This window comes from Burkholderia sp. NRF60-BP8 (assembly GCF_001522585.2).
In the GTDB taxonomy this organism is placed as follows: Bacteria; Pseudomonadota; Gammaproteobacteria; order Burkholderiales; family Burkholderiaceae; genus Burkholderia.
This window is the reverse complement of record NZ_CP013373.1, coordinates 2690717-2713032: the sequence shown is the minus strand read 5'-3', so window position 1 is coordinate 2713032 and position 22316 is coordinate 2690717. Positions and strand designations below refer to the sequence as shown.

The 22316-nt window shown below is 66.5% G+C and carries 21 protein-coding genes; 14 read left to right on the top strand and 7 right to left on the bottom strand.

The window, feature by feature from the left end:
- A complete protein-coding gene (gene ileS / locus WS54_RS26120; protein WP_059782245.1) occupies window positions 1–2838 on the bottom strand; it encodes an isoleucine--tRNA ligase in 2838 nt (945 codons plus the stop codon).
- 102 nt (window positions 2839–2940) lie between these two features.
- Window positions 2941–3933, bottom strand: coding sequence for a bifunctional riboflavin kinase/FAD synthetase (locus WS54_RS26115; RefSeq protein ID WP_059782247.1), 993 nt, complete (start codon window positions 3931–3933; stop codon window positions 2941–2943).
- Between the two features lie 123 nt (window positions 3934–4056).
- Between WS54_RS26115 and purN the strand changes: the two genes are divergently transcribed.
- The 6 genes from purN (at window position 4057) to nadC (ending at window position 11200) form a co-directional block, all read left to right on the top strand.
- Window positions 4057–4719, top strand: coding sequence for a phosphoribosylglycinamide formyltransferase (gene purN / locus WS54_RS26110; RefSeq protein ID WP_034208183.1), 663 nt, complete (start codon window positions 4057–4059; stop codon window positions 4717–4719).
- On the top strand, window positions 4716–5981 hold the full coding sequence (locus WS54_RS26105) for an RsmB/NOP family class I SAM-dependent RNA methyltransferase (protein ID WP_059782249.1): 1266 nt from the start codon (window positions 4716–4718) through the stop codon (window positions 5979–5981). The genes purN and WS54_RS26105 overlap by 4 nt, the downstream gene beginning before the upstream one ends.
- A 17-nt stretch (window positions 5982–5998) precedes the next feature.
- Window positions 5999–7381 (top strand): mechanosensitive ion channel family protein, encoded by a 1383-nt coding sequence (locus tag WS54_RS26100; RefSeq protein ID WP_059782251.1) that lies wholly within the window; start codon window positions 5999–6001, stop codon window positions 7379–7381.
- Window positions 7382–7601: 220 nt separating this feature from the next.
- Window positions 7602–8798 (top strand): DesA family fatty acid desaturase, encoded by a 1197-nt coding sequence (locus WS54_RS26095; protein WP_034208180.1) that lies wholly within the window; start codon window positions 7602–7604, stop codon window positions 8796–8798.
- 303 nt (window positions 8799–9101) lie between these two features.
- The gene (nadA, locus tag WS54_RS26090) at window positions 9102–10238 is read left to right on the top strand and encodes a quinolinate synthase NadA (protein ID WP_034208752.1); all 1137 of its coding nucleotides are present in this window, start codon (window positions 9102–9104) and stop codon (window positions 10236–10238) included.
- Complete coding sequence (gene nadC / locus WS54_RS26085; protein WP_236872775.1) at window positions 10238–11200, top strand: carboxylating nicotinate-nucleotide diphosphorylase; 963 nt, start codon at window positions 10238–10240, stop codon at window positions 11198–11200. The genes nadA and nadC overlap by 1 nt, the downstream gene beginning before the upstream one ends.
- 96 nt (window positions 11201–11296) lie before the next feature.
- On the opposite strand, the gene nadB is transcribed toward nadC, so the two are convergent.
- The 4 genes from nadB to radC all read right to left on the bottom strand — a co-directional run bounded on the left by nadB (window position 11297) and on the right by radC (window position 14476).
- A complete protein-coding gene (nadB, locus tag WS54_RS26080) occupies window positions 11297–12883 on the bottom strand; it encodes an L-aspartate oxidase (RefSeq protein ID WP_059782253.1) in 1587 nt (528 codons plus the stop codon).
- A gap of 163 nt (window positions 12884–13046) precedes the next feature.
- The gene (rpmG, locus tag WS54_RS26075; protein WP_006478046.1) at window positions 13047–13214 is read right to left on the bottom strand and encodes a 50S ribosomal protein L33; all 168 of its coding nucleotides are present in this window, start codon (window positions 13212–13214) and stop codon (window positions 13047–13049) included.
- 17 nt (window positions 13215–13231) lie between these two features.
- On the bottom strand, window positions 13232–13465 hold the full coding sequence (rpmB, locus tag WS54_RS26070; RefSeq protein ID WP_004186391.1) for a 50S ribosomal protein L28: 234 nt from the start codon (window positions 13463–13465) through the stop codon (window positions 13232–13234).
- 237 nt (window positions 13466–13702) lie between these two features.
- On the bottom strand, window positions 13703–14476 hold the full coding sequence (gene radC / locus WS54_RS26065; RefSeq protein WP_059782254.1) for a RadC family protein: 774 nt from the start codon (window positions 14474–14476) through the stop codon (window positions 13703–13705).
- A gap of 135 nt (window positions 14477–14611) precedes the next feature.
- Between radC and WS54_RS26060 the strand changes: the two genes are divergently transcribed.
- From WS54_RS26060 to WS54_RS26025, 8 genes are all read left to right on the top strand, one after another.
- On the top strand, window positions 14612–15067 hold the full coding sequence (locus WS54_RS26060; RefSeq protein ID WP_034208176.1) for an FKBP-type peptidyl-prolyl cis-trans isomerase: 456 nt from the start codon (window positions 14612–14614) through the stop codon (window positions 15065–15067).
- A gap of 2 nt (window positions 15068–15069) precedes the next feature.
- The gene (gene ispH / locus WS54_RS26055; RefSeq protein ID WP_034208175.1) at window positions 15070–16050 is read left to right on the top strand and encodes a 4-hydroxy-3-methylbut-2-enyl diphosphate reductase; all 981 of its coding nucleotides are present in this window, start codon (window positions 15070–15072) and stop codon (window positions 16048–16050) included.
- 269 nt (window positions 16051–16319) lie between these two features.
- The gene (locus WS54_RS26050) at window positions 16320–16967 is read left to right on the top strand and encodes a hypothetical protein (protein ID WP_059782256.1); all 648 of its coding nucleotides are present in this window, start codon (window positions 16320–16322) and stop codon (window positions 16965–16967) included.
- A 211-nt stretch (window positions 16968–17178) separates the two neighbouring features.
- On the top strand, window positions 17179–18129 hold the full coding sequence (locus WS54_RS26045) for a branched-chain amino acid ABC transporter permease (RefSeq protein WP_034208173.1): 951 nt from the start codon (window positions 17179–17181) through the stop codon (window positions 18127–18129).
- A 19-nt stretch (window positions 18130–18148) separates the two neighbouring features.
- Window positions 18149–19318 carry an ABC transporter permease subunit gene (locus tag WS54_RS26040; protein WP_034208172.1) on the top strand — a complete coding sequence of 390 codons (1170 nt, stop codon included), beginning with the start codon at window positions 18149–18151 and terminating at the stop codon, window positions 19316–19318.
- Between the two features lie 23 nt (window positions 19319–19341).
- Window positions 19342–20118, top strand: a complete 777-nt coding sequence (locus tag WS54_RS26035; protein ID WP_034178806.1) for an ABC transporter ATP-binding protein — start codon at window positions 19342–19344, stop codon at window positions 20116–20118.
- The gene (locus WS54_RS26030) at window positions 20118–20834 is read left to right on the top strand and encodes an ABC transporter ATP-binding protein (RefSeq protein ID WP_006750046.1); all 717 of its coding nucleotides are present in this window, start codon (window positions 20118–20120) and stop codon (window positions 20832–20834) included. Before WS54_RS26035 ends, WS54_RS26030 begins: the two co-directional genes overlap by 1 nt.
- Before the next feature lie 320 nt (window positions 20835–21154).
- The gene (locus tag WS54_RS26025; RefSeq protein WP_034208171.1) at window positions 21155–21826 is read left to right on the top strand and encodes a DUF2278 family protein; all 672 of its coding nucleotides are present in this window, start codon (window positions 21155–21157) and stop codon (window positions 21824–21826) included.
- Between the two features lie 24 nt (window positions 21827–21850).
- Here the strand turns inward: WS54_RS26025 and WS54_RS26020 are convergent, their stop codons facing one another.
- A complete protein-coding gene (locus tag WS54_RS26020; protein ID WP_034208170.1) occupies window positions 21851–22306 on the bottom strand; it encodes a GNAT family acetyltransferase in 456 nt (151 codons plus the stop codon).
- Window positions 22307–22316: the final 10 nt, after the last annotated feature.

Genomic DNA, 22316 nt, shown 5'->3' with positions numbered 1-22316 from the left:
TTAAGCAGCGCTCCGGATTTCGCCGTTTTCAAACAGATTCGAGAAGCAGCGGCCGCACAGCGTCGGATGCTCGGCGTGCGCGCCGACGTCTTCGCGGTAGTGCCAGCAGCGCTCGCACTTCTGGTACTTCGACGCGACCACGTCGACGCTTTCCTGCGCTTCGTCGTCGACCTTGACGACCGTCGCGGCCGACGTGATCAGCACGAACTTCAGGTCGTCGCCGAGGCTCGCGAGCGCGTCGTAGCGCGCGCCGCTCGCATGCACGGCCACTTCGGCCTGCAGCGACGAACCGATGCGGTTCGCGGTGCGCGCTTCCTCGAGCGCCTTGGTCACGTTGCCGCGCACGTCGCGCAGCAGCGCCCACTTCTCGATCAGCGCGGCCGAGCCGGCGACTTCCGGATACGCATAGTAGGTTTCCGTGAAGATCGTGTCGCTGGCCGGCTGGAACACCTTCCACGCTTCTTCGGCCGTGAACGACAGGAACGGCGCGAGCACGCGCAGCAGGCCGTGCGTCAGGTGGTACAGCGCGGTCTGCGCGGAGCGGCGCGCGCGCGAATCGGCGGCGCTCGTGTACAGGCGGTCCTTCAGCACGTCGAGATAGAAGCCGCCGAGATCTTCCGAGCAGTACGTCTGCAGCTTCGCGACGACCGGGTGGAATTCGTACTTCTCGTAGTGGCCGAGCAGTTCCGTCTGCAGCTGGGCGGAGAACGCGACCGCGTAACGGTCGATCTCGAGCCATTCGTCGACCGGCACCGCGTGCTGCGCGAAGTCGAAGTCCGACAGGTTCGCGAGCAGGAAGCGCAGCGTGTTGCGGATGCGGCGATAGCCTTCGGTCACGCGCTTCAGGATTTCCTCGGAGATCGCGAGCTCGCCCGAGTAGTCGGTCGACGCGATCCACAGGCGGATGATTTCCGCGCCGAGGCGGTTCGCGACTTCGTGCGGGTCGATGCCGTTGCCGAGCGACTTGCTCATCTTGCGGCCTTCGCCGTCGACCGTGAAGCCGTGCGTGAGCAGGCCCTTGTACGGCGCGCGGCCGTCGAGCATCGATGCCGTCAGCAGCGACGAGTGGAACCAGCCGCGATGCTGGTCCGAGCCTTCGAGGTACAGATCGGCCGGGAACTGCAGCTGATCCTTGTGCGAGCCGCGCAGCACGTGCCAGTGCGTCGTGCCCGAGTCGAACCACACGTCGAGCGTGTCGCGGTTCTTTTCGTACAGGTTCGCGTCGTCGCCGATCAGCTCGCGCGGGTCGAGCGACTGCCACGCCTCGATGCCCGACTGCTCGACGCGCTTCGCGACTTCCTCGAGCAGCTCGAGCGTGCGCGGGTGCAGCTCGCCGGTTTCCTTGTGCACGAAGAACGCCATCGGCACGCCCCACTGGCGCTGGCGCGACAGCGTCCAGTCCGGACGGTTCGCGATCATGCTGAACAGACGCTGCTTGCCCCACGACGGGTAGAACGCGGTCGCGTCGACGCCTTCGAGCGCCGTCTCGCGCAGCGTCTTGCCGCCGTCGCGCGGCGTCGTGTCCATGCCGGCGAACCACTGCGACGTCGCGCGGTAGATGATCGGCGTCTTGTGGCGCCAGCAGTGCATGTAGCTGTGCGTGTACTTCTCGCTGCGCAGCAGCGAGCCGGCCGCGTTCAGCGCGTCGACGATCTTCGGGTTCGCGTCCCAGATCGACAGGCCGCCGAACAGCGGCAGCGATTCGATATAGCGGCCGTCGCCCATCACCGGGTTGATGATGTCCGAGTCGGTCATCCCGTGCGCCTTGCACGACACGAAGTCCTCGATACCGTACGCGGGCGACGAGTGCACGACGCCGGTACCCGTGTCGGTCGTCACGTAGTCGCCGAGGTAGACGGGCGCGGTGCGCTTGTAGCCGGGGTGCGCAGACGCGAGCGGGTGGTGGAAGCGCAGGTTCGCGAGCTTCACGCCGGGCGCGGTCGCGACGACGCGGCCGGTCAGCTTGAAGTCGGTCATGCAGGCTTCGACGCGCTCTTCCGCGATGATCAGCAGCCCGCGCTCGGTGTCGACCAGCGCGTAGACGATTTCCGGATGGAGGTTCAGCGCCTGGTTGGCGGGAATCGTCCACGGCGTGGTCGTCCAGATCACGATGCCGCCGTCGGCGCGCGGCAGCGCCGGCAGGCCGAACGCCTGCGCGGTCTTTTCGGGTTCCGCGAACGCGAACATCACGTCGATCGTCGGGTCGGTGCGGTCCTTGTACTCGACTTCCGCTTCCGCGAGCGCCGAGCCGCAGTCGAAGCACCAGTTCACCGGCTTCAGCCCGCGATACACGAAGCCCTTCTCGATGATCTTGCCGAGCGCGCGGATTTCTTCCGCCTCGTTCACGAAGTTCATCGTCTTGTACGGGTTGGCCCAGTCGCCGAGCACGCCGAGACGCTTGAAGCCGACCTTCTGCTTCTCGATCTGCTCGGTCGCGTACGCGCGCGCCTTGCTCATCACTTCGGCTGCAGGCAGCGACTTGCCGAACTGCTTCTCGATCTGGATCTCGATCGGCATCCCGTGGCAATCCCAGCCCGGCACGTACGGCGCGTCGAAGCCGGCCATGTTGCGCGACTTGACGACGATGTCCTTCAGGATCTTGTTGACCGCGTGGCCGAGGTGGATGTCGCCGTTCGCGTACGGCGGGCCGTCGTGCAGGATGAACTTCGGCCGGCCCTGGCTGGCCGCGCGGATCTTGTCGTAGATGCCGCGCTCTTCCCACTCCTTGACCCACTGCGGTTCGCGCTTGGGCAGGTCGCCGCGCATCGGGAACGGCGTGTCGAGCAGGTTGACCGGATACTTGGCCTGCGGTTTCGAATCGGCTTTCTTGTTGCTCATGATGGGATCGCTATCTAAATCGGGGGACGCTCTGGCGTCGTGAATCGGGTAGGCGCGCGAGAAGGCGGCGCGAGGGTGCGGCGCGAGGCGCCGCCGTCCGGATCAGCTAATTCGGTCGGTCGCCGACGTCGCGAAGCCGGTCGCGCGGCTGCCCGGCGCGCGGTCGCGCTCGACGAAGTACGCGCGCGCATTCGCGACGTCGAGCGCGATCGCCCGCGACAGCGCCTCGAGATCGTCGAACTTCGCCTCGTCGCGCAGCTTCTTCAGGAATTCGACACGGATCAGTTTGCCGTATGCGTCGCCGTGCCAGTCGAGCAGATGGACTTCGAGCAGCGTGCGGCCGGAATCGTCGACCGTCGGGCGCAGCCCGAGGCTCGCGACGCCCGGCAGCGGGGTGGGGCCGAGGCCGTGCACCTGCACGACGAAGATGCCCTGGAGCGCCGGCCGTTTGTGCGCGATCGGCAGGTTCAGCGTCGGGAAGCCGAGATCGCGGCCGAGCTTCAGCCCGTGCGCGACGTGGCCGCTGATCAGATAGCCGTGGCCGAGCGCCTGCGCGGCCGCGTCGAGATCGCCCGCGGCGAGCGCCGCGCGCACGCCGGAACTCGAGATGCGCGTGCCGTCGCTGCCGGCGACCGTGCCCATCTGCTCGACCTCGAAGCCGTACTGCTCGCCGGCCGCCTTCAGCGTGTCGAACGTGCCCGCGCGCTTCGCGCCGTAGCAGAAATCGTCGCCGACCATCATCCAGCGCGTGTGCAGCCCGTTCACCAGCGTGCGCTCGACGAACGCCTGCGGCGACTGGCTCGCGAACGTGTGATTGAAGTGCTCGACGACGACGCGGTCGACCCCGTGGTCGCGCAGCGCCTCGAGCTTGTCGCGCAGCATCGCGATGCGCGGCGGCGCGCCGGCCGGATTGAAGAATTCGCGCGGGTGCGGCTCGAACGTCATCACGCACACGGGCAGGCCGCGCGCGTCCGCTGCCGCGCGCACGCGCGCGAGCAAGGCCTGGTGGCCGCGATGGACACCGTCGAAGTTGCCGATCGTCAGCGCGCACGGGGCGCGACTCTCGGCGTTGGGCAGGCCGCGGAAGACTTTCACGATAGCGGATGCAGCGTCGGGGGAATGGGCGGTGGGATGCCGCAAAGCAGAAGATTATAAACGTTCGGGCGGGCCGGCGGCCGAGAAGGCGGGAAACGCGGGGGCGAATGGTAAAATTCGCGGATGAAAAAACTCGTGATCCTGATTTCCGGTCGCGGCAGCAACATGGAGGCCATCGTCCGCGCATGCGCGCAGGAACGCTGGCCGGCCGAGGTCGCCGCCGTGATCGCCAACCGGCCCGACGCGGCCGGCCTGGCTTTTGCCGCGTCGCACGGGGTGGCGACGGCGGTGGTCGACCACCGGTCGTTCGACGGCCGCGACAGCTTCGACGCGGCGCTCGCCGCGGAGATCGACCGTTTCTCGCCCGATCTCGTCGTCCTCGCCGGCTTCATGCGCATCCTCACGCCCGCTTTCGTCAGACGTTACGAGGGCCGGCTGCTGAATATCCATCCGTCGCTGCTGCCGAGCTTCAAGGGCATCCACACGCACCAGCAGGCGCTGGATGCCGGCGTCGCGCTGCATGGCGCAAGCGTGCATTTCGTCATCCCCGAGCTCGACAGCGGCGCGATCGTCGCGCAGGGCGCGGTGCCCGTGCGCGCCGGCGACGACGCGGCCGCGCTCGCGCGGCGCGTGCTGGCGGTCGAGCACGTGCTGTATCCGCGCGCGGTGCGCTGGTTCGTCGACGGCCGGTTGCGTCTCGAGAACGGCCGTGCAGTGGTGGCGCCCGACGAGGCGCGCTGGATTTTCGCGGATGAACCGCATACCGAAACGAGTGAGGGCGTATGAAGCTGCACGGATTCCTGATCGGCCAGACCGAGACTTTGCTGGCCGAGGTGCTGAAGTTCGCCGGCCCCGCCGACGCGACGACGAGCCGGTTCTTCCGCGCGCACCCGAAGCTCGGGCATGCCGAGCGCGGCGTGATCGCCGAGGCCGTGTTCGCGGTGCTGCGCCGGAAGATGGAGTTTTCGCATCTGGCCGAGAGCGGCACGGGCACGCCCGCGCGACGCCTCACGCTGCTCGGCCTGATGCAGACGGTCGGTCGCAATGCGTTGAAGCCGTTCCTGTCCGACACCGAGTCCGCATGGCTCGAGCACGTGTCGAAGATCGATCCGGCGAGCCTGCCGGTGCGCATTCGCACGAATCTGCCCGACTGGATTCACCAGGCGCTGTCGGCCCGTTTCGACGCCGACGAGCTCGCGCAACTCGCCGCCGCGCTGAACTACCCGGCGCCGCTCGACCTGCGTGCCAACGCGCAGAAGGCGAGCCGCGACCAGGTGATCGAAGCGCTGCGTGTGAGCGGCATCGACGCGGGCGCGACGCCGTTCGCGCCGTTCGGGGTGCGCGTGGTCGGCAAGCCGGCGCTGACGCGCCTGAAGCTGTTTGAGGAAGGGGCGATCGAGGTGCAGGACGAAGGCAGCCAGCTGCTGTGCTCGCTGGTGGCGCCGCGGCGCGGCGAGATGGTCGTCGATTTCTGCGCGGGCGCGGGCGGCAAGACGCTCGCGCTCGGCGCGATGATGCGCTCGACCGGGCGCCTGTATGCGTTCGACGTCTCGGAAAAGCGCCTCGCCAAGCTGAAGCCGCGCCTCGCGCGCAGCGGGCTGTCGAACGTGAACCCGGTGCTGATCGACAGCGAGCACGACGCGAAGATCAAACGGCTCGCCGGCAAGATCGACCGCGTGCTGGTCGACGCGCCGTGTAGCGGCCTCGGCACGCTGCGCCGCAATCCGGACCTGAAGTGGCGGCAGACGCGCACGGCGATCGACGAGCTGACGCCCAAGCAGGCGTCGATCCTCGCGAGCGCCGCGCGGCTCGTGAAGAAGGGCGGCCGGCTCGTCTACGCGACCTGCAGCGTGCTCGACGCCGAGAACGAGCGCATCGTCGAACAGTTCCTGGCCGATCACCCCGACTTCGTGCTGGTGCCGGCGCAGCAGGTGCTGGCCGACCAGCGCATCGCGCTCGAGACGGGCGATTACCTGTCGCTGTGGCCGCACCGTCACGCGACCGACGGCTTCTTCGCCGCGGTGCTCGAACGCCGCGCCGCGCAGTAACGACGCCCGGACGGACGATGGAGACTCTGCAGAGCCGCCTGCTGTCGCACCGGCTGGCGTCGGTGATTCGCGATTTCCACCAGCCGGTGATGATCTGGCAGGCGGCGATCCTCGTCGGGGCACTGTGTTTCGCGTGGGTGGCCGCGCGCTTCGTGCACGGCCGGATCGACGCGCGGCGCCGGGCCGCCGGACGCGCGCCGGGCGCGGGCGCGCAAAGCCTGAAGCGTGCGCTGTTTCCGCTGTTCGGCAGCGTGTTCGTCGGCGGCGCGCAGCTCGCGTTCGACCCGTTCATGTCGACGTCGCTGCTGGCGCTCGCGCTCGTGCCGCTGTTCGGCATCGGGCTGATCTACGTGCTGTTCTTCTTCGCGCGGCGCGTGTTCGCGCGCGACGGCCACACGCACGCATGGCTGTCGATCGTCGAGAAGATCGTGTCGACCGTCGTGTGGGCCGCGATGGTGATGACCGTGCTCGGCATCCAGCGCGACGTGCTCGGCTGGCTCGACAGCGTGCAGTTCCGGGTCGCGACCGCGCACCTCACGCTGCTGTCGGTGATTTCCGGCGCGCTGTGGGTCTGCGTGACGCTGATGGTCGCGATGTGGCTCGGTTCGGTGCTCGAGGATCGCCTGTCGCGCGCGAGCACGCTCGACGCGAACCTGAAGGTCGTGCTGTCGCGGGTCGGCCGCGCGCTGCTCGTGTTCGCGGCGATCCTGATCGGGCTGTCGCTCGTCGGCATCGACGTGACGGTGCTCGGCGTGTTCGGCGGCGCGGTGGGCGTCGGCCTCGGTTTCGGGTTGCAGAAGATCGCGAGCAACTACGTGTCGGGCTTCATCATCCTGCTCGACCGCTCGCTGCGGCTCGGCGATGCGATCAGCGTCGGCGGGCTGCAGGGCGTCGTCACGCAGATCCGCACGCGCTACACGGTCGTGCGCGGCCTCGACGGCAACGAGACGCTGATCCCGAACGAGAAGCTGATCACCGACGTCGTGCAGAACCAGTCGTCGTACCTGACGCGCGGCTATGCGAAAGTCGCGGTGCAGGTCGCGTACACGAGCGACGTCGAGCGGGCGCTCGCGTTGCTCGCCGACGCCGCGAAGGACGTGCCGCGCGTGCTGGCCGAGCCGGCGCCGACCCCGTATCTCGTGAGTTTCGGCGCGGACGGGATCGACCTGGAGCTCGGCTTCTGGATCGAGGATGCGGCGAAAGGCACGTCGGGCGTGCGCTCGAGCGTGAACCGCAACATCTGGCGGCTGTTCGGCGAGCACGGGATTTCGATTCCGTTCCCGCAGCGCGAAGTGCGCGTGGTCGGGCTGCCGGACGGCTTTCCCGCGCCGGGCGTGGCGGCCGGGCCCGATCCGGCGGCCGCCGACGGTGCGCGGGACGCGCGCACGCCGGCGGCGTAGCGGGCGGGCGCGGTCAATCGTACCGATTCCGCGGTCGAAACCGGATCGCGGGGCTTTCGCAGTCCGCCCATGGACTGGACGGATTGCGTCAGGGCAAGAAAATGTTCATTTTTTACAAAGACTTGGAACGGTTGAAGTAAAATTCTGGTCTACACGCGGTATGCTTTCATTTTTCTGACGCTGGCATGAGCCGGCGTCGCTCTCATCACAGGTAACTGCCTTGTTGAATTCCCTGCTCGATTTTCTTTCCCACGGGCTTCTGCATTTTTCGTGGTGGCAGGTCGCGCTGTTCGCGCTCGCCGTCACGCACGTCACGATCATCGGCGTCACGGTCTACCTGCACCGCTGCCAGGCGCACCGCGCGCTGGAGCTGCATCCGATCGCGAGCCATTTCTTCCGTTTCTGGCTGTGGATGACGACCGGGATGCTGACCGGCCAGTGGGCCGCGATCCATCGCAAGCACCACGCGAAGTGCGAAACCGAGGAAGATCCGCACAGCCCGCAGACGCGCGGCATCTGGAAGGTGTTCCTCGAGGGCGCCGAGCTGTACCGCGCGGAAGCGAAGAACGAGGAGACGATGCGCAAGTTCAGCCACGGCACGCCGAACGACTGGCTCGAGCGCAATCTCTACTCGAAGTACCCGATCCTCGGCATCAGCATGATGATGGTGATCGACGTCGCGCTGTTCGGCGTGCTCGGCCTGACCGTGTGGGCCGTGCAGATGGTGTGGATCCCGTTCTGGGCGGCGGGCGTCGTCAACGGCTTCGGGCACTTCTGGGGCTATCGCAACTTCAACTCGGCCGACGCGAGCACGAACCTGTTCCCGTGGGGCATCGTGATAGGCGGCGAAGAGCTGCACAACAACCACCACACGTTCGCGACGTCGGCGAAGCTGTCGAACAAGTGGTACGAGTTCGACATCGGCTGGATGTACATCCGGATCATGTCGGCATTCGGTCTCGCCAAGGTGAAGAAGGTTGCGCCCACGCCGCGCCTGAACAAGCCGAAGACGGTGCTCGACCAGGAAACGCTGCAGGCCGTGCTGTCGAACCGCTACGAAGTGATGGCGCGCTACGGCAAGGCCGTGAAGCGTGCGTACCGCCAGGAGCTCGCGCACCTGAAGGAGCTCGGTTCGAGCGAGAAGTACCAATTGATGCGTAGCGCGCGCAAGTGGTTCCACAAGGATGCCGACGGCCTCGACGAGCCGCAGAAAAAGCTGCTGCCGGAGATCTTCGCGAACAGCCAGAAGCTGCATACGTACTTCCAGCTGCGCCAGGATCTCGCCGCGATCTGGGATCGTTCGACCGCGTCGCGCGAACAGCTGCTCGCGCAATTGCAGGATTGGTGCCATCGCGCAGAACAAAGCGGCATCAAGGCGCTGCAGGAATTCGCGACGCGCCTGCGTCGCTACGCCTGATTCGAAATCGATTAGAATCTCAGGACGTCACAAACCCCGCGTTGGCGGGGTTTTTTCATTTGGGCCGCTGGTTTTTGACGGATCGGCAGCGCCTGAATGGGTATGAGGCTTGGGGCGGTGGCAAGTGGGCGCCCCGGGCGAGTGCAAGGGATGGGATCGGGGCAGGGCGCCGAAGCGCCCACGCTGATCGACCGCGAAGCATGGGATCGGAGTAAGCGCTAAAGCACTAACTCTGATCGACCGCGAAGCATGGGATCGGAGTAAGCGCTAAAGCGCTAACTCCGATCGACAGGAGATATGGAGATGCAATCGACGATCAAACCCGTCGAGTACGACCGGCCCGTCGCCGCAGGGACCGTATGCGGCGTGGGACAGGCGTGGGCCAAGGTGCCCGAGGCGCCGTCCGCCGAGGAGCGCGCTGCGCTGAAGGCGCGCATCAAGGCGTTGCTCGCCCGTGAAAAGGCCGTGCTGGTCGCCCACTACTACGTGGATGCCGAACTGCAGGAACTCGCCGACGAAACCGGCGGTTGTGTGGCCGATTCGCTCGAAATGGCCCGCTTCGGCCGCGATCACGACGCGCAGACGCTGGTCGTCGCCGGCGTGCGCTTCATGGGCGAAACCGCGAAGATCCTGAGCCCGAACAAACGGATCCTGATGCCCGATCTCGACGCGACCTGTTCGCTCGACCTCGGCTGCCCGGTCGACGAATTCTCGGCCTTCTGCGATGCGCATCCGGACCGTACCGTCGTCGTCTACGCGAACACCAGTGCGGCCGTGAAGGCGCGCGCGGACTGGATGGTCACGTCGTCGATCGGCCTCGAGATCGTGGCCGACCTGCACGCGCGCGGCGAAAAGATCATCTGGGCCCCCGATCGCCATCTGGGCAGCTATATCCAGAAGAAGACCGGCGCGGACATGCTGCTGTGGCAGGGCTCGTGTCTGGTTCACGACGAGTTCAAGGGCATCGAGCTCGACCTGCTGCGCGCCGAATATCCGGACGCGAAGGTGCTCGTCCATCCCGAGTCGCCGGAAAACGTCGTGGCGCAGGCCGATGTCGTCGGTTCGACCACGCAACTGATCGACGCGGCCGTCAAGTTCGACGCGAAGCGCTTCATCGTCGCGACCGATCTCGGCATCCTGCACAAGATGCAGCTTGCGGCGCCCGGCAAGACCTTCATCGCGGCGCCGACGGCCGGCAACAGCGCGACCTGCAAGAGCTGCGCGCACTGCCCGTGGATGGCGATGAACGGCCTCGCGAACCTGGCTGACGTGCTCGAACGCGGCCACAACGAGATTTTCGTCGATCCCGCGATCGGCGAGCGCGCGCGTTTGCCGATCGACCGGATGCTCGAATTCGCGGCCGCGCACAAGAAGCGCGTGCAGGCGAGCGGCGATTTGCAGCGCGACCAGCAACTGTTTGCGAACGTGGGGGCAGCGTAATGAACGGCCCTCACGCTGACATTCGTTCGCTGTCGACCGAGGGGGCGGCCGCCTCCCCCGGGGGCGGCCCGGCGGAAGGCGCCGCGACTGCGGTCTCGCCGCTGTTCGAAGCCGTCCGCGCGCAATACGGCGCGGCATTCGACGCAGCGATCGCGCGCAACGTGGCCGATGCGATCGCCGAAGACGTCGGCACCGGCGACCAGACCGGGCGGCTCGTGCCGGCCGGCGAGCGCCGCCGGGCGCGGATCATCGTGCGCGAGGAAGCCGTGCTGTGCGGCGTCCCGTGGTTCGACGCCGTGATCGCCCGGATCGATCCGTCGATCGTCGTGCAATGGCGCTATCGCGAAGGCGACCGGATGACGGCGGATTCGACCGTGTGCGAACTCGAAGGGCCGGCGCGCGCGCTGCTGACGGCCGAGCGCAACGGGCTGAACTTCCTGCAACTGCTGTCGGGTGTCGCGACCGCGACGCGACGTTACGTCGATCGCGTCGAAGGCACGCGCGCGAAGATCCTCGATACGCGCAAGACGCTGCCGGGGCTGCGGCTCGCGCAGAAGTACGCCGTGCGCGTGGGCGGCGGCGAGAACCAGCGTCTCGCGCTGTACGACGGCATCCTGATCAAGGAAAACCACATCGCGGCGGCTGGCGGTGTCGGCGAGGCGCTCGATGCGGCGTTCGCGCTGGAGTCGGGCGTGCCCGTGCAGGTCGAAGTCGAGACGCTCGCGCAACTCGACACGGCGCTCGCGCATGGCGCGCAGTCGGTGCTGCTCGACAACTTCACGCTCGACATGATGCGCGAAGCGGTGCGTGTGGCGGATGGCAAGGCCGTGCTCGAAGTATCGGGCGGCGTCAATTTCGATACGGTGCGCACGTTCGCGGAGACGGGCGTCGATCGCATCTCGATCGGCGCGCTGACGAAGGACGTGCGGGCGACGGACTATTCGATGCGGATCGTCGACTGATCGAATGTCGTCCAAACAGACAAAAGCCGTTGGCGCGCAAACGCCAGCGGCTTTTTTCTTGTGCTGCGGACGCAGCGGGGAAGGGCGGCGCGCCGCTCAGCGGCGCACGCGCGGCGTGAGCACGCTCGGCAATGCCTTCGGCAGCGTATGCGGCCAGTCGCGGCTGTAGTGCAGCCCGCGGCTTTCGCGGCGCGAGTGCGCGCTCTTCACGATCAGCGTGGCCACGTCGACGAGGTTGCGCAGTTCGAGCAGATCGCGCGTCACGCGGAAATTCGCGTAGTACTCGTGGATTTCGTCGCGCAGCAGCGACAGCCGGTGCTTCGCGCGCTCGAGGCGCTTGTCGGTGCGCACGATGCCGACGTAGTTCCACATCAGGCGGCGCAGTTCGTCCCAGTTGTGTGCAACGACGACTTCCTCGTCCGCATCCGACACGCGGCTTTCGTCCCAGGCGGGCAGCGTGGCGGGCGCGTCGGCGTCGAAACCGGCCGCCTCGATCGCCCCGGCCGCCGCGCGGCCGATCACGAGGCATTCGAGCAGCGAGTTGCTCGCGAGCCGGTTCGCGCCGTGCAACCCCGTGTACGACGTTTCGCCGACCGCATACAGGCCGGCGAGATCGGTGCGGCCGGCGAGATCGGTGACGACGCCGCCGCACGTATAGTGCGCGGCCGGCACGACGGGAATCGGCTGTTTCGCGATGTCGATGCCGAATTCGAGGCAGCGCGCATGGATCGTCGGGAAATGTTCGCGCAGGAACGCTTCCGGCTGGTGGCTGATGTCGAGATACACGCAGTCGATCCCGCGCTTCTTGATCTCGAAGTCGATCGCGCGGGCGACGATGTCGCGCGGCGCGAGTTCGGCGCGCGGATCGTGCGCGGGCATGAAGCGCGTGCCGTCGGGCAGCTTCAGGAGGCCGCCTTCGCCGCGCACGGCTTCCGAAATCAGGAACGACTTCGCGTACGGATGGAACAGGCAGGTCGGGTGGAACTGGATGAATTCCATGTTCGACACGCGGCAGCCGGCACGCCACGCCATCGCGATGCCGTCGCCGGTCGCGGTGTCGGGATTCGTCGTGTACAGGTAGACCTTGCCGGCGCCGCCGGTGGCGAGCACCGTATGCGGCGCCTCGATCGTGATCGTCCGGTCGTTGTCGACGTCGAGCGCATACAGGCCGTGACAGCGGCGGCCGGGCAGGCCGAGCCGGTCCGACGTGATCAGGTCGATCGCATGGTGGTTTTCGAAGAACGTGATGTTCGGATGCTGGCGCGCGCGCGCCGACAGCGTCGCCAGCACCGCATGGCCGGTCGCATCGGCCGCATGGATGATCCGGCGGTGGCTGTGGCCACCTTCGCGCGTCAGGTGAAAGCCGAGTTCGGCCGCGTCGTCCTTCGTGAACGGCACGCCTTGCGAGATCAGCCATTCGATCGCTTCGCGGCCGTGCTCGACGATGTAGCGCGTCGCGCCTTCGTCGCACAAGCCGCCACCGGCGACCAGCGTGTCGTCGACGTGGTTCTCGATGCTGTCCGCCGAGTCGAGGACCGCCGCGATGCCGCCCTGCGCGTTATCGCTCGCCCCCTCCATCATCGAACGTTTCGCGATCAGCGCGACACGCCGCGTGCTGGCCAGGTTGAGTGCGACCGACAGCCCTGCCAGGCCGCTGCCGACGATCGCCACGTCGAATTTCATGCTGCATCTCCATCGTTACGCTTTTGATCTTGTGCGTTCCGGCGGCCGCGGCCGCGGAAAGGGGAGAGCATACCGCGTCGGGAGCCTGAGCGTGCGCGCCAAAACAAAAAGCCCCGCAGGTGCGGGGCTTTTCGGTCGCCGTCAGGCTGGCAGAAACCGGAGATTACTTGATCTTGGTTTCTTTGTATTCCACATGCTTGCGGACGACGGGATCGAACTTCTTGATCGCCATCTTTTCCGGCATGTTGCGCTTGTTCTTCGTGGTCGTGTAGAAGTGACCCGTACCAGCGGTCGACTCGAGCTTGATCTTGTCGCGGGCGCCTTTTGCCATGATTGTGCTCCTTGGGCTTAGGCTTCGCCGCGTGCGCGCAGGTCAGCGAGCACGGAATCGATGCCGTTCTTGTCGATCAGGCGCAGGCCGGCGTTCGAGACGCGCAGGCGCACCCAGCGGTTTTCGCTCTCTACCCAGAACCGGCGGTTTTGCAGGTTCGGCAGGAAGCGACGCTTCGTCTTGTTGTTGGCGTGGGAAACGTTGTTGCCGCTCATCGGCGCTTTCCCAGTTACTTGGCATACGCGTGCCATGAGAGCACTCCTAATACGCTAAATTCGGGGTTCGATCGCCGGTGAAGGTTCCATCGCACCGCCACGTGATCCATGGCTGCACTCAGAACGCCGTAGCCCTTACAGACAAGGCCCTTCGATGGCTAGAACTGGTTGGAAAAAAGACAGACGGCGATTCTAGCAGAAAAAGCTCAGAAAAATCAAACCTAATTTCGCTTCGCCGTTGCGGCGCCTCGGGACGGGCCGCCGCGCCACAGTCTACAGCCAACCGGCCCGCGCGAACGAAAAAGTATCGCTGACGCCGACGACGATGTGATCGAGCAGCCGCACGTCGACGAGCTCGAGCGCGTCTTTCAGCACGCGGGTCAGGCGGCGGTCTTCCGCGCTCGGCTGCACCGCGCCCGACGGATGGTTGTGCGCGACGATCAGCGCCGCGGCGTTCCGTTTCATCGCGCGGCGCACGATCTCGCGCGGATAGACGGCCATGCGCGTGAGCGAGCCGCGCGCGATTTCCTCCATGTCGATCAGGCAGTTGCGCGCGTCGAGATAGACCGCCATGAATACTTCGTACTGGCGCGTGCCGATCTTCAGTCGCAGGCAATCCTCGACGGCGCCGGGCGAGTCGATTTGCATCCGTTCTTCCGCTTTCTCCACCAGCATGCGCCGCGCGATCTCGGTGACCGCGACGAGCCGCGCGGAGCGTGCGGGGCCGATGCCGGGGTGCGCCTCGAAATCGTCGGTGGTCGCTTCGAGCAGCCCGTGCAACGTGCCGAACTGCTCGACCAGCCTGCGGGCGGTGACGAATACGTCGTGACCGGGCTTGCCGGTGCCGAGCAGCAGCGCGATCAGCTCGTCGTCGGTCAGCGCGGCCGGCCCGCGTTCCACCAGCCGTTCGCGCGGCCGCTCGGGCCGCCAGTCGCCCGAGCGGCGCCTGCGGCGGTTGATCGGGATGACGCGGCCGGGCGGATCGGCCGGCGCGTCGGCGGTGTCGCGGCATTCGGCCGACGGCGCGATGAGGCGGGGTGACGGCATGATCGGAACTCCATTGGCGGCGGGCGGCGGGTGCAACGTCGTCGCACTTTCCGCCTTGCACGCTCAGGTGACTTACAATATTGGTTTTGCGCCGGGCCATTCGGCCGTATCGGGCGCCGACTGAACGAGTAATTCATGAGCCTCATCGATTTATCCGAAGTGAAGCCCGGTTCCCACGTCACGTTGCATTACCGGCTGGCACTGGCCGACGGCGCCGACATCGTCAACACCTTCTCGGACAAGCCGGCCACGCTGTTGCTGGGCGCGGGGCAACTGGCGCCGTCGCTGGAACAGATTCTGCTCGGGCTCCGGGTCGGCGACCACTCGACTTTTCAGCTAGCCCCCGATCAGGGGTTCGGTCCCCGCAATCCCGACATGCTCCAGCGCGTGACGCTGTCGACGCTGCGCGAGAACGGAATGGTCGGCGACGATTTCACGCCGGGCGAACTCATCGAGTTCAATGCACCGGATGGCGGTCGCTACGCGGGGGTGCTGAAGGAGGTCGGCGAGACCTCGGCGCTGTTCGACTTCAATCATCCGCTCGCGGGCCAGGCGCTCACGTTCGAAGTGAAAATCATCGGAATCCTGTAATCATGAGTACCACCGATACGCTGTCCGGACAGACCGTCGCCGCCGACGCCGAAATCCTGCTGGCCCAGCCGCGCGGCTTCTGCGCGGGCGTCGACCGCGCGATCGAGATCGTCGAGCGCGCCATCGCGATGCACGGCGCGCCGATCTACGTGCGTCACGAAATCGTCCACAACAAGTACGTGGTCGAGGATCTGAAGAAGAAGGGCGCGATCTTCGTCGAGGAACTCGAGGAAGTGCCGGCCGGCAACACCGTGATCTTCAGTGCGCACGGCGTGTCGAAAGCCGTGCGCGACGAGGCCGACGTGCGCGGGTTGCGCATTTACGACGCCACCTGCCCGCTCGTCACGAAGGTGCACGTCGAGGTCGCGAAGATGCGCCAGGACGGCGTCGACATCGTCATGATCGGGCACAAGGGCCATCCCGAAGTCGAAGGCACGATGGGCCAGGTCGAGCGCGGCATGCACCTCGTCGAAAGCGTCGAGGACGTGCACAAGCTCGAGCTCGCCGATCCCGAACGCATCGCGCTCGTCACGCAGACGACGCTGTCCGTCGACGACGCGGCCGAGATCATCGGCGCGCTGAAGGCGAAGTATCCGAAGATCCGCGAACCGAAGAAGCAGGACATCTGCTACGCGACGCAGAACCGCCAGGACGCGGTGAAGTTCATGGCGCCGCAATGCGACGTCGTGATCGTGGTCGGCAGCCCGAACAGTTCGAACTCGAGCCGGCTGCGCGAAGTGGCGGAAAAGCGCGGCGTGGCCGCGTACATGGTCGATGCGCCCGACCAGATCGATCCGGCATGGGTCGCCGGCAAGCGCCGCATCGGCGTGACGGCCGGCGCGTCGGCGCCCGAGGTGCTCGCCCAGGCCGTGATCGCACGGCTGCGCGAACTCGGCGTGCGCAACGTCCGCGCACTCGACGGCATCGAGGAAAACGTGTCGTTTCCGCTGCCGCGCGGGTTGAACCTGCCGCCCGCCGCCTGATTGCCGCATCGCACCCGCGGAACACCGAAGCGCGCCTCCCGGCGCGCTTTTTTTCGTGCGTCGAAATTGCGATCGCAACCATGATTCCCGATCGTGGTGCAACCCGGTTGCTCCGGCCGCGTCCAATCGTGTCTCAAAATTGGTTGCAATGCAGGAAAACCCCATCGAATCAGGAATATTGGCGTCCTATAAATGGAGTTACAATGCGCCCGTTTTCAAGCCGGAATGGCTTTGAAATCGGGTTTTGGCAAGGCGCGGGAGACCATTCAATGCATGTGAAGTTGGCTTACGCCGTGTCCGTCGCCGCACCGGTTGCAATCCTTGCCGGCTGCAGCAAAAAGAGCGACGACGGGGCGGGCAGGGAGGCTGCGGGGTTCGCGGCACCACCATCGGCCAGCGGCGGGCGCGTCGCCGGAAGCGGACGGGGAGCGCCATCGGCGCGCCGTCTCGCGCAACTGGGCAGGGACACGGAATACGGGGCACGTTTGACGATCGATGAAATCCACGCGCTTGGCCCGACGAACGGGCCGGCAGCGGGCATGCAGGCTGCGTCGCGGCAAGCGGCCGGTCGACGGATGCCGGACGATCGCGGCGTTGCCGGCAGCGTGCCGAGGCCACTGTCCCCCCGTCGATTCGATTCGACGAAACGGCGTGCCGCCGCAACCGCCCGTGTCGGGGCGCGCAGCCTGGTTCGTACGATGGATTCCGATGCAGTCCTGACGGAAGTCGGGCGCGATTGCCGCAACGCCTTGCCGGGCGACGCGGCGCGGAATCCGCTCCGTCCGGGCGCGATGCTTGCGTGGCATCGGACGGGCCAAGGCACGGAGGCCGGGCAACCGGACGACGGCCGTCTCGGCATGCTGCCCCACGACTTCAAGGAGGCCACGAACACCGTCCTCGATGTCGTGACGATTTAGCGACGGGACTCATGACGGCACCGAAACAGTGCGGTGCCGTTTTTGTATCCGCTCCGGCGGCAGGCCCGGCCGTACAGGCCGGGCGGCGCGCGCCGGGACGATCCACCCTTACCGGTATCGACTAGTACCCGCAGTGTCGCCGAGAAGGCGCGATTCCTCGCTTACCCGCGGGGCGCAACGTCCTCCGGCAGCATGGGCCAAGGAGCTTTAAATGGATATTTTCGTCCAGCAGGTTCTCAACGGGCTGGTGCTCGGCAGTGTGTACGCCATCATCGCGTTGGGATACACGATGGTGTACGGCATTCTCGGCATCATCAACTTCGCGCACGGCGACGTGCTGATGATCGGCGCGATGGTCGCGCTGTCGGCCATCACCGTGCTGCAGAACCACTTTCCCGGACTCGGCAACGTCGCGACGCTGACGATCGGCCTGGGCATCGCCGCGGTCGTCTGTGCGTTCGTCGGCTTCACGATCGAGCGCGTCGCGTACCGGCCGCTGCGCCGCGCGCCGCGTCTCGCGCCGCTGATCACCGCGATCGGCGTGTCGATCCTGCTGCAGACGGCCGCGATGATCATCTGGTCGCGCAACCCTCTGCCGTTCCCGCAATTGCTGCCGACCGACCCGATCAACGTGATCAAGGCGACCGACACGACGCCCGGCGCCGTGATCTCGGTCACCGAAATCGTGATCATCGCCGTCGCGTTCATCGTGATGGGCGGCCTGCTGCTGCTCGTGCACAAGACCAAGCTCGGCCGCGCGATGCGCGCGATCGCCGAAAGCCCGAACACCGCGAGCCTGATGGGCGTGAACCCGAACTTCGTGATCTCGGCAACCTTCATGATCGGCTCCGCGCTCGCCGCGCTGGCCGGCGTGATGATCGCGTCCGAATACGGCAACGTGCACTTCTACATGGGCTTCATCCCCGGCATGAAGGCGTTCACCGCGGCGGTGCTCGGCGGGATCGGCAACCTCGGCGGCGCGATGGTCGGCGGCGTGCTGCTCGGCCTGATCGAGCAGCTCGGGGCCGGCTACATCGGCAACCTCACGGGCGGCGTATTCGGCAGCAACTACCAGGACGTGTTCGCCTTCATCGTGCTGATCGTCGTGCTGGTGTTCCGCCCGTCGGGCCTGCTGGGCGAACGGGTCGCGGATCGCGCGTAACGGAAGGGGAGCAAACAACATGACATCCATTCAACCGATCGAATCGTCGACGTCGCTCGTCGAAGAGCGCAACACCGCCAAGACCGTCGTCATCGGCCTTCTCACCGCGGTCCTCGTGATCGCCGCGCCGATCGTGATCGGCTCGGCCGGCGGCAACTACTGGGTCCGCGTGCTCGACTTCGCGATGCTGTACGTGATGCTCGCGCTGGGCCTGAACGTGGTGGTCGGCTTCGCCGGCCTGCTCGACCTCGGCTACATCGCGTTCTACGCGGTGGGCGCGTACACGGCGGCACTGCTGAGCTCGCCGCACCTGACCTCGCAGTTCGAGTGGATCGCGGCGCTTGCGCCGAACGGCCTGCACGTGCCGTTCCTGATCATCGTGCCGATCGCGATGGCGCTCGCGGCGACCTTCGGGATCCTGCTCGGCGCGCCGACGCTGCGCCTGCGCGGCGACTATCTGGCGATCGTGACGCTCGGCTTCGGTGAAATCGTCCGGATCTTCATGAACAACCTCGACCGTCCGGTGAACATCACCAACGGCCCGAAGGGGATCACGGGCATCGACCCGGTGCACGTCGGCGGCTTCAACCTGTCGCAGACGCATACGCTGTTCGGCTTCCAGCTGCCGTCGGTCTACATGTACTACTACCTGTTCGTGCTCTGCTCGCTGCTGGTGATCTGGGTGTGTACGCGTCTGCAGCACTCGCGTATCGGCCGTGCGTGGGCAGCGATCCGCGAAGACGAGATCGCGGCGAAGGCGATGGGCATCAACACCCGTAACGTGAAGCTGCTCGCGTTCGCGATGGGCGCGTCGTTCGGCGGCCTGTCGGGCTCGATGTTCGGCGCGTTCCAGGGCTTCGTGTCGCCCGAGTCGTTCACGTTCTGGGAATCGATCGTCGTGCTCGCCTGCGTGGTGCTCGGCGGCATGGGCCATATCCCGGGCGTGATCCTGGGTGCGGTGCTGCTCGCGATCTTCCCGGAATTCCTGCGCTCGACGATGAGCCCGCTGCAGCATGCGCTGTTCGGTCATGACGTCGTCGATACCGAAGTGATCCGTCAGGCGCTGTACGGCCTCGCGATGGTGATCATCATGCTGTACCGCTCGGAAGGCCTGTGGCCCGCGCCGAAGCATGAGGACAAGATCGCGAAACTGGCGAAGCGCAACGGCAAGAAGCCGGTGCGCGCTTAACCGACGGACAAGGGGATACACACATGAGCGACAAGCAAATCCGACTGTCCGTGCAGGGCGTGAACAAGCGTTTCGGCGGCCTGCAGGCGCTGTCCGACGTCGGCCTGCAGATCAAGGAAGGCGAGATCTACGGCCTGATCGGCCCGAACGGCGCCGGCAAGACGACGTTCTTCAACGTGATCACGGGCCTCTACACGCCGGACTCCGGCGACTTCAAGCTGGACGGCCAGAACTACACGCCGACGGCCGTGCACCAGGTGGCCAAGGCCGGCATCGCGCGCACGTTCCAGAACATCCGCCTGTTCGGCGGGATGACGGCGCTCGAGAACGTGATGGTGGGCCGCCACGTGCGCACCAAGCACGGGCTGCTCGGCGCGGTGTTCCAGACGCCGGCCGAACGTCAGGAAGAGCGCGAGATCAAGGAGCGCGCGATCGAGCTGCTCGAATACGTCGGCGTGCTGCAGTACGCCGACTACACGTCGCGCAACCTGTCGTACGGTCACCAGCGTCGTCTGGAAATCGCACGGGCCCTCGCGACCGATCCGAAGCTGCTCGCGCTCGACGAGCCGGCCGCCGGGATGAACGCGACCGAGAAGGTCGAACTCACGCGCCTGCTCGACAAGATCCGCTCGGACGGCCGCACGATCCTGCTGATCGAGCACGACGTGAAGCTCGTGATGGGGCTGTGCAACCGGATGACGGTGCTCGATTACGGCAAGGTGATCGCCGAGGGTCTGCCGCAGGACGTGCAGAAGAATCCGAAGGTGATTGAGGCATATCTCGGCGCAGGGGTGCACTGATGGCAGCGGCAATGTTGAAAATCAAGGGCTTGCAGGTCAACTACGGCGGCATCCAGGCCGTCAAGGGCGTCGACATGGAAGTCCGTCAGGGCGAGCTCGTGACGCTGATCGGTGCGAACGGCGCCGGCAAGACCACGACGATGAAGGCGATCACCGGCCTGAAGCCGTATTCGGCGGGCGACATCGAGTACGACGGCAAGTCGATCAAGGGCGTGCCGTCGCACGAACTGCTCAAGCGCGGCCTCGCGATGGTGCCGGAAGGCCGCGGGATCTTCGCGCGGATGTCGATCATCGAGAACATGCAGATGGGCGCGTACCTGCGCAACGACAACGAGCAGATCAAGAAGGACGTCGACCGGATGTTCGGCTTCTTCCCGCGCCTGAAGGAACGGGCGACGCAGCTCGCGGGCACGCTGTCGGGCGGCGAGCAGCAGATGCTGGCGATGTCGCGCGCGATTCTCTCCAAGCCGAAGCTGCTGCTGCTCGACGAGCCGTCGATGGGCCTGTCGCCGATCATGGTCGAGAAGATCTTCGAAGTGGTGCGCGAGATCTCGAAGGAAGGCATCACGGTGCTGCTGGTCGAGCAGAATGCACGCCTCGCGCTGCAGGCGGCCGACCGCGGCTACGTGATGGATTCGGGCACGGTCACGATGGAAGGCGACGCGAAGCAGATGCTCGACGATCCGAAGGTGCGGGCTGCGTATCTCGGCGAATGAATGAGCGGGCCCGGTGCGGCGGCGGATGCTGGCGCGTCGCGCAAGGGCTGTCGAAAGGCTGTCACGGGATGCCGTGACGGCCTTTTTTTTCGTCCGGCGTGTCCGGCGGCGAACTGTGCATCGCAGATGCGACTCCATTCATCGGGTAGCGAGGCCGGCGACGCGGTGCGGGACACGGCAGCGTGTCGGTTTGCCGGCAGCCGTCCGCTACCGGCCATCCGCAACCGGCCGTCCGCTACCGGCCGTCCGCGACCGGCCGTCCGCAAACCGACACGCGGGCGGCGTAGCATGGTCGATCCATCGCGATACGGAGAGCACGCATGAGTCTGGACTACGGTTTCGTGAAGGCGAAGGTGACGTCGGTGGCGCAGCTGAAGGGCTCGCCGCACGGCAGCGAGATCCAGTATCACATCCACCTGACGCTCGCGTTGCCGAGCGGCGACTGGGATGTCGCGATCAACGTCGGCACCAACGATGCGGACGACCTGCTGAACTACAAGCTCGTCTACGATTTCCATCATCCGATCACGGCGACGCTGGCGGCCGCAGCCGAAGGCTATACGGACCTCACCGGGCACACCGCGCTACCTGCGCTCGACTATCTGCGCAGCGACATCCTGAACGAGACGGGGGCATGGCGCGCGAGCGCCGTGATGGACGGCACCGAGCACGCGGAGCCGATCCCGTCGCTGCTGCGGCTCGTCAATGCCGCCCAGTCGCAAGGGCTCGACGTGGTCGTGTTCGGCCGCACGTATGCGCAAGGCAACGGCATCCACGACACGCACATGAACCAGGGCTCGACCGGCTCGAACTACCTGCACCGTGCGGGCGACGACCGCAACGACCACAACGACGTGTGGCAGGACGGCGCGCTGATCGTGCGCGTGAGCGATACGCAGTGGGCCGCGTATTTCGCGGCGTTCGAGCAGCAGGCCGTGCCGACCGACGCGCTCGGCAATCCGCTGCCGGGCGCGGGGCCGATCACGCGCTGAGCCGTGCCGCGGCCGGCGGCCGCGTTACGCGGCGGGCAGCGTCTTGCCGAACGAGATGCGCTCCTCGACGCGATAGCCGAGCGCCGCGTAGAAGCGGCATGCATCGTCGTTGCCGGGCAGCACCTGCAGGTTGATCTTCAGGCAGCCGCGCGCGGCGAGCGCGCGTTCCGCATGTGCGATCAGCGCGCGGCCGACACCGAGCCGGCGTACGTCGTTCGCGACGCCGAACGAATAGAGCCAGCCGCGATGTCCGTCGAACCCGGCCATCAGCGTGCCGACGACGCGCGCCCCGCTGGTCGCGACGAAGAACAGCTCCGGCTGCGTCGCGAGCTTCAGCTCGATCGATCGCAGCGGATCGCGGTGCGGCGGCGCACCGGCTTCGTCGTACTGCGGGAACGCGTCGCGCCATACCGCGAGGACGGCATCGGTGTCGGCGCGTTCGAACGGGCGGATCACGACGGCATCGGCGGCGGCATCCATCGCGGCGGTC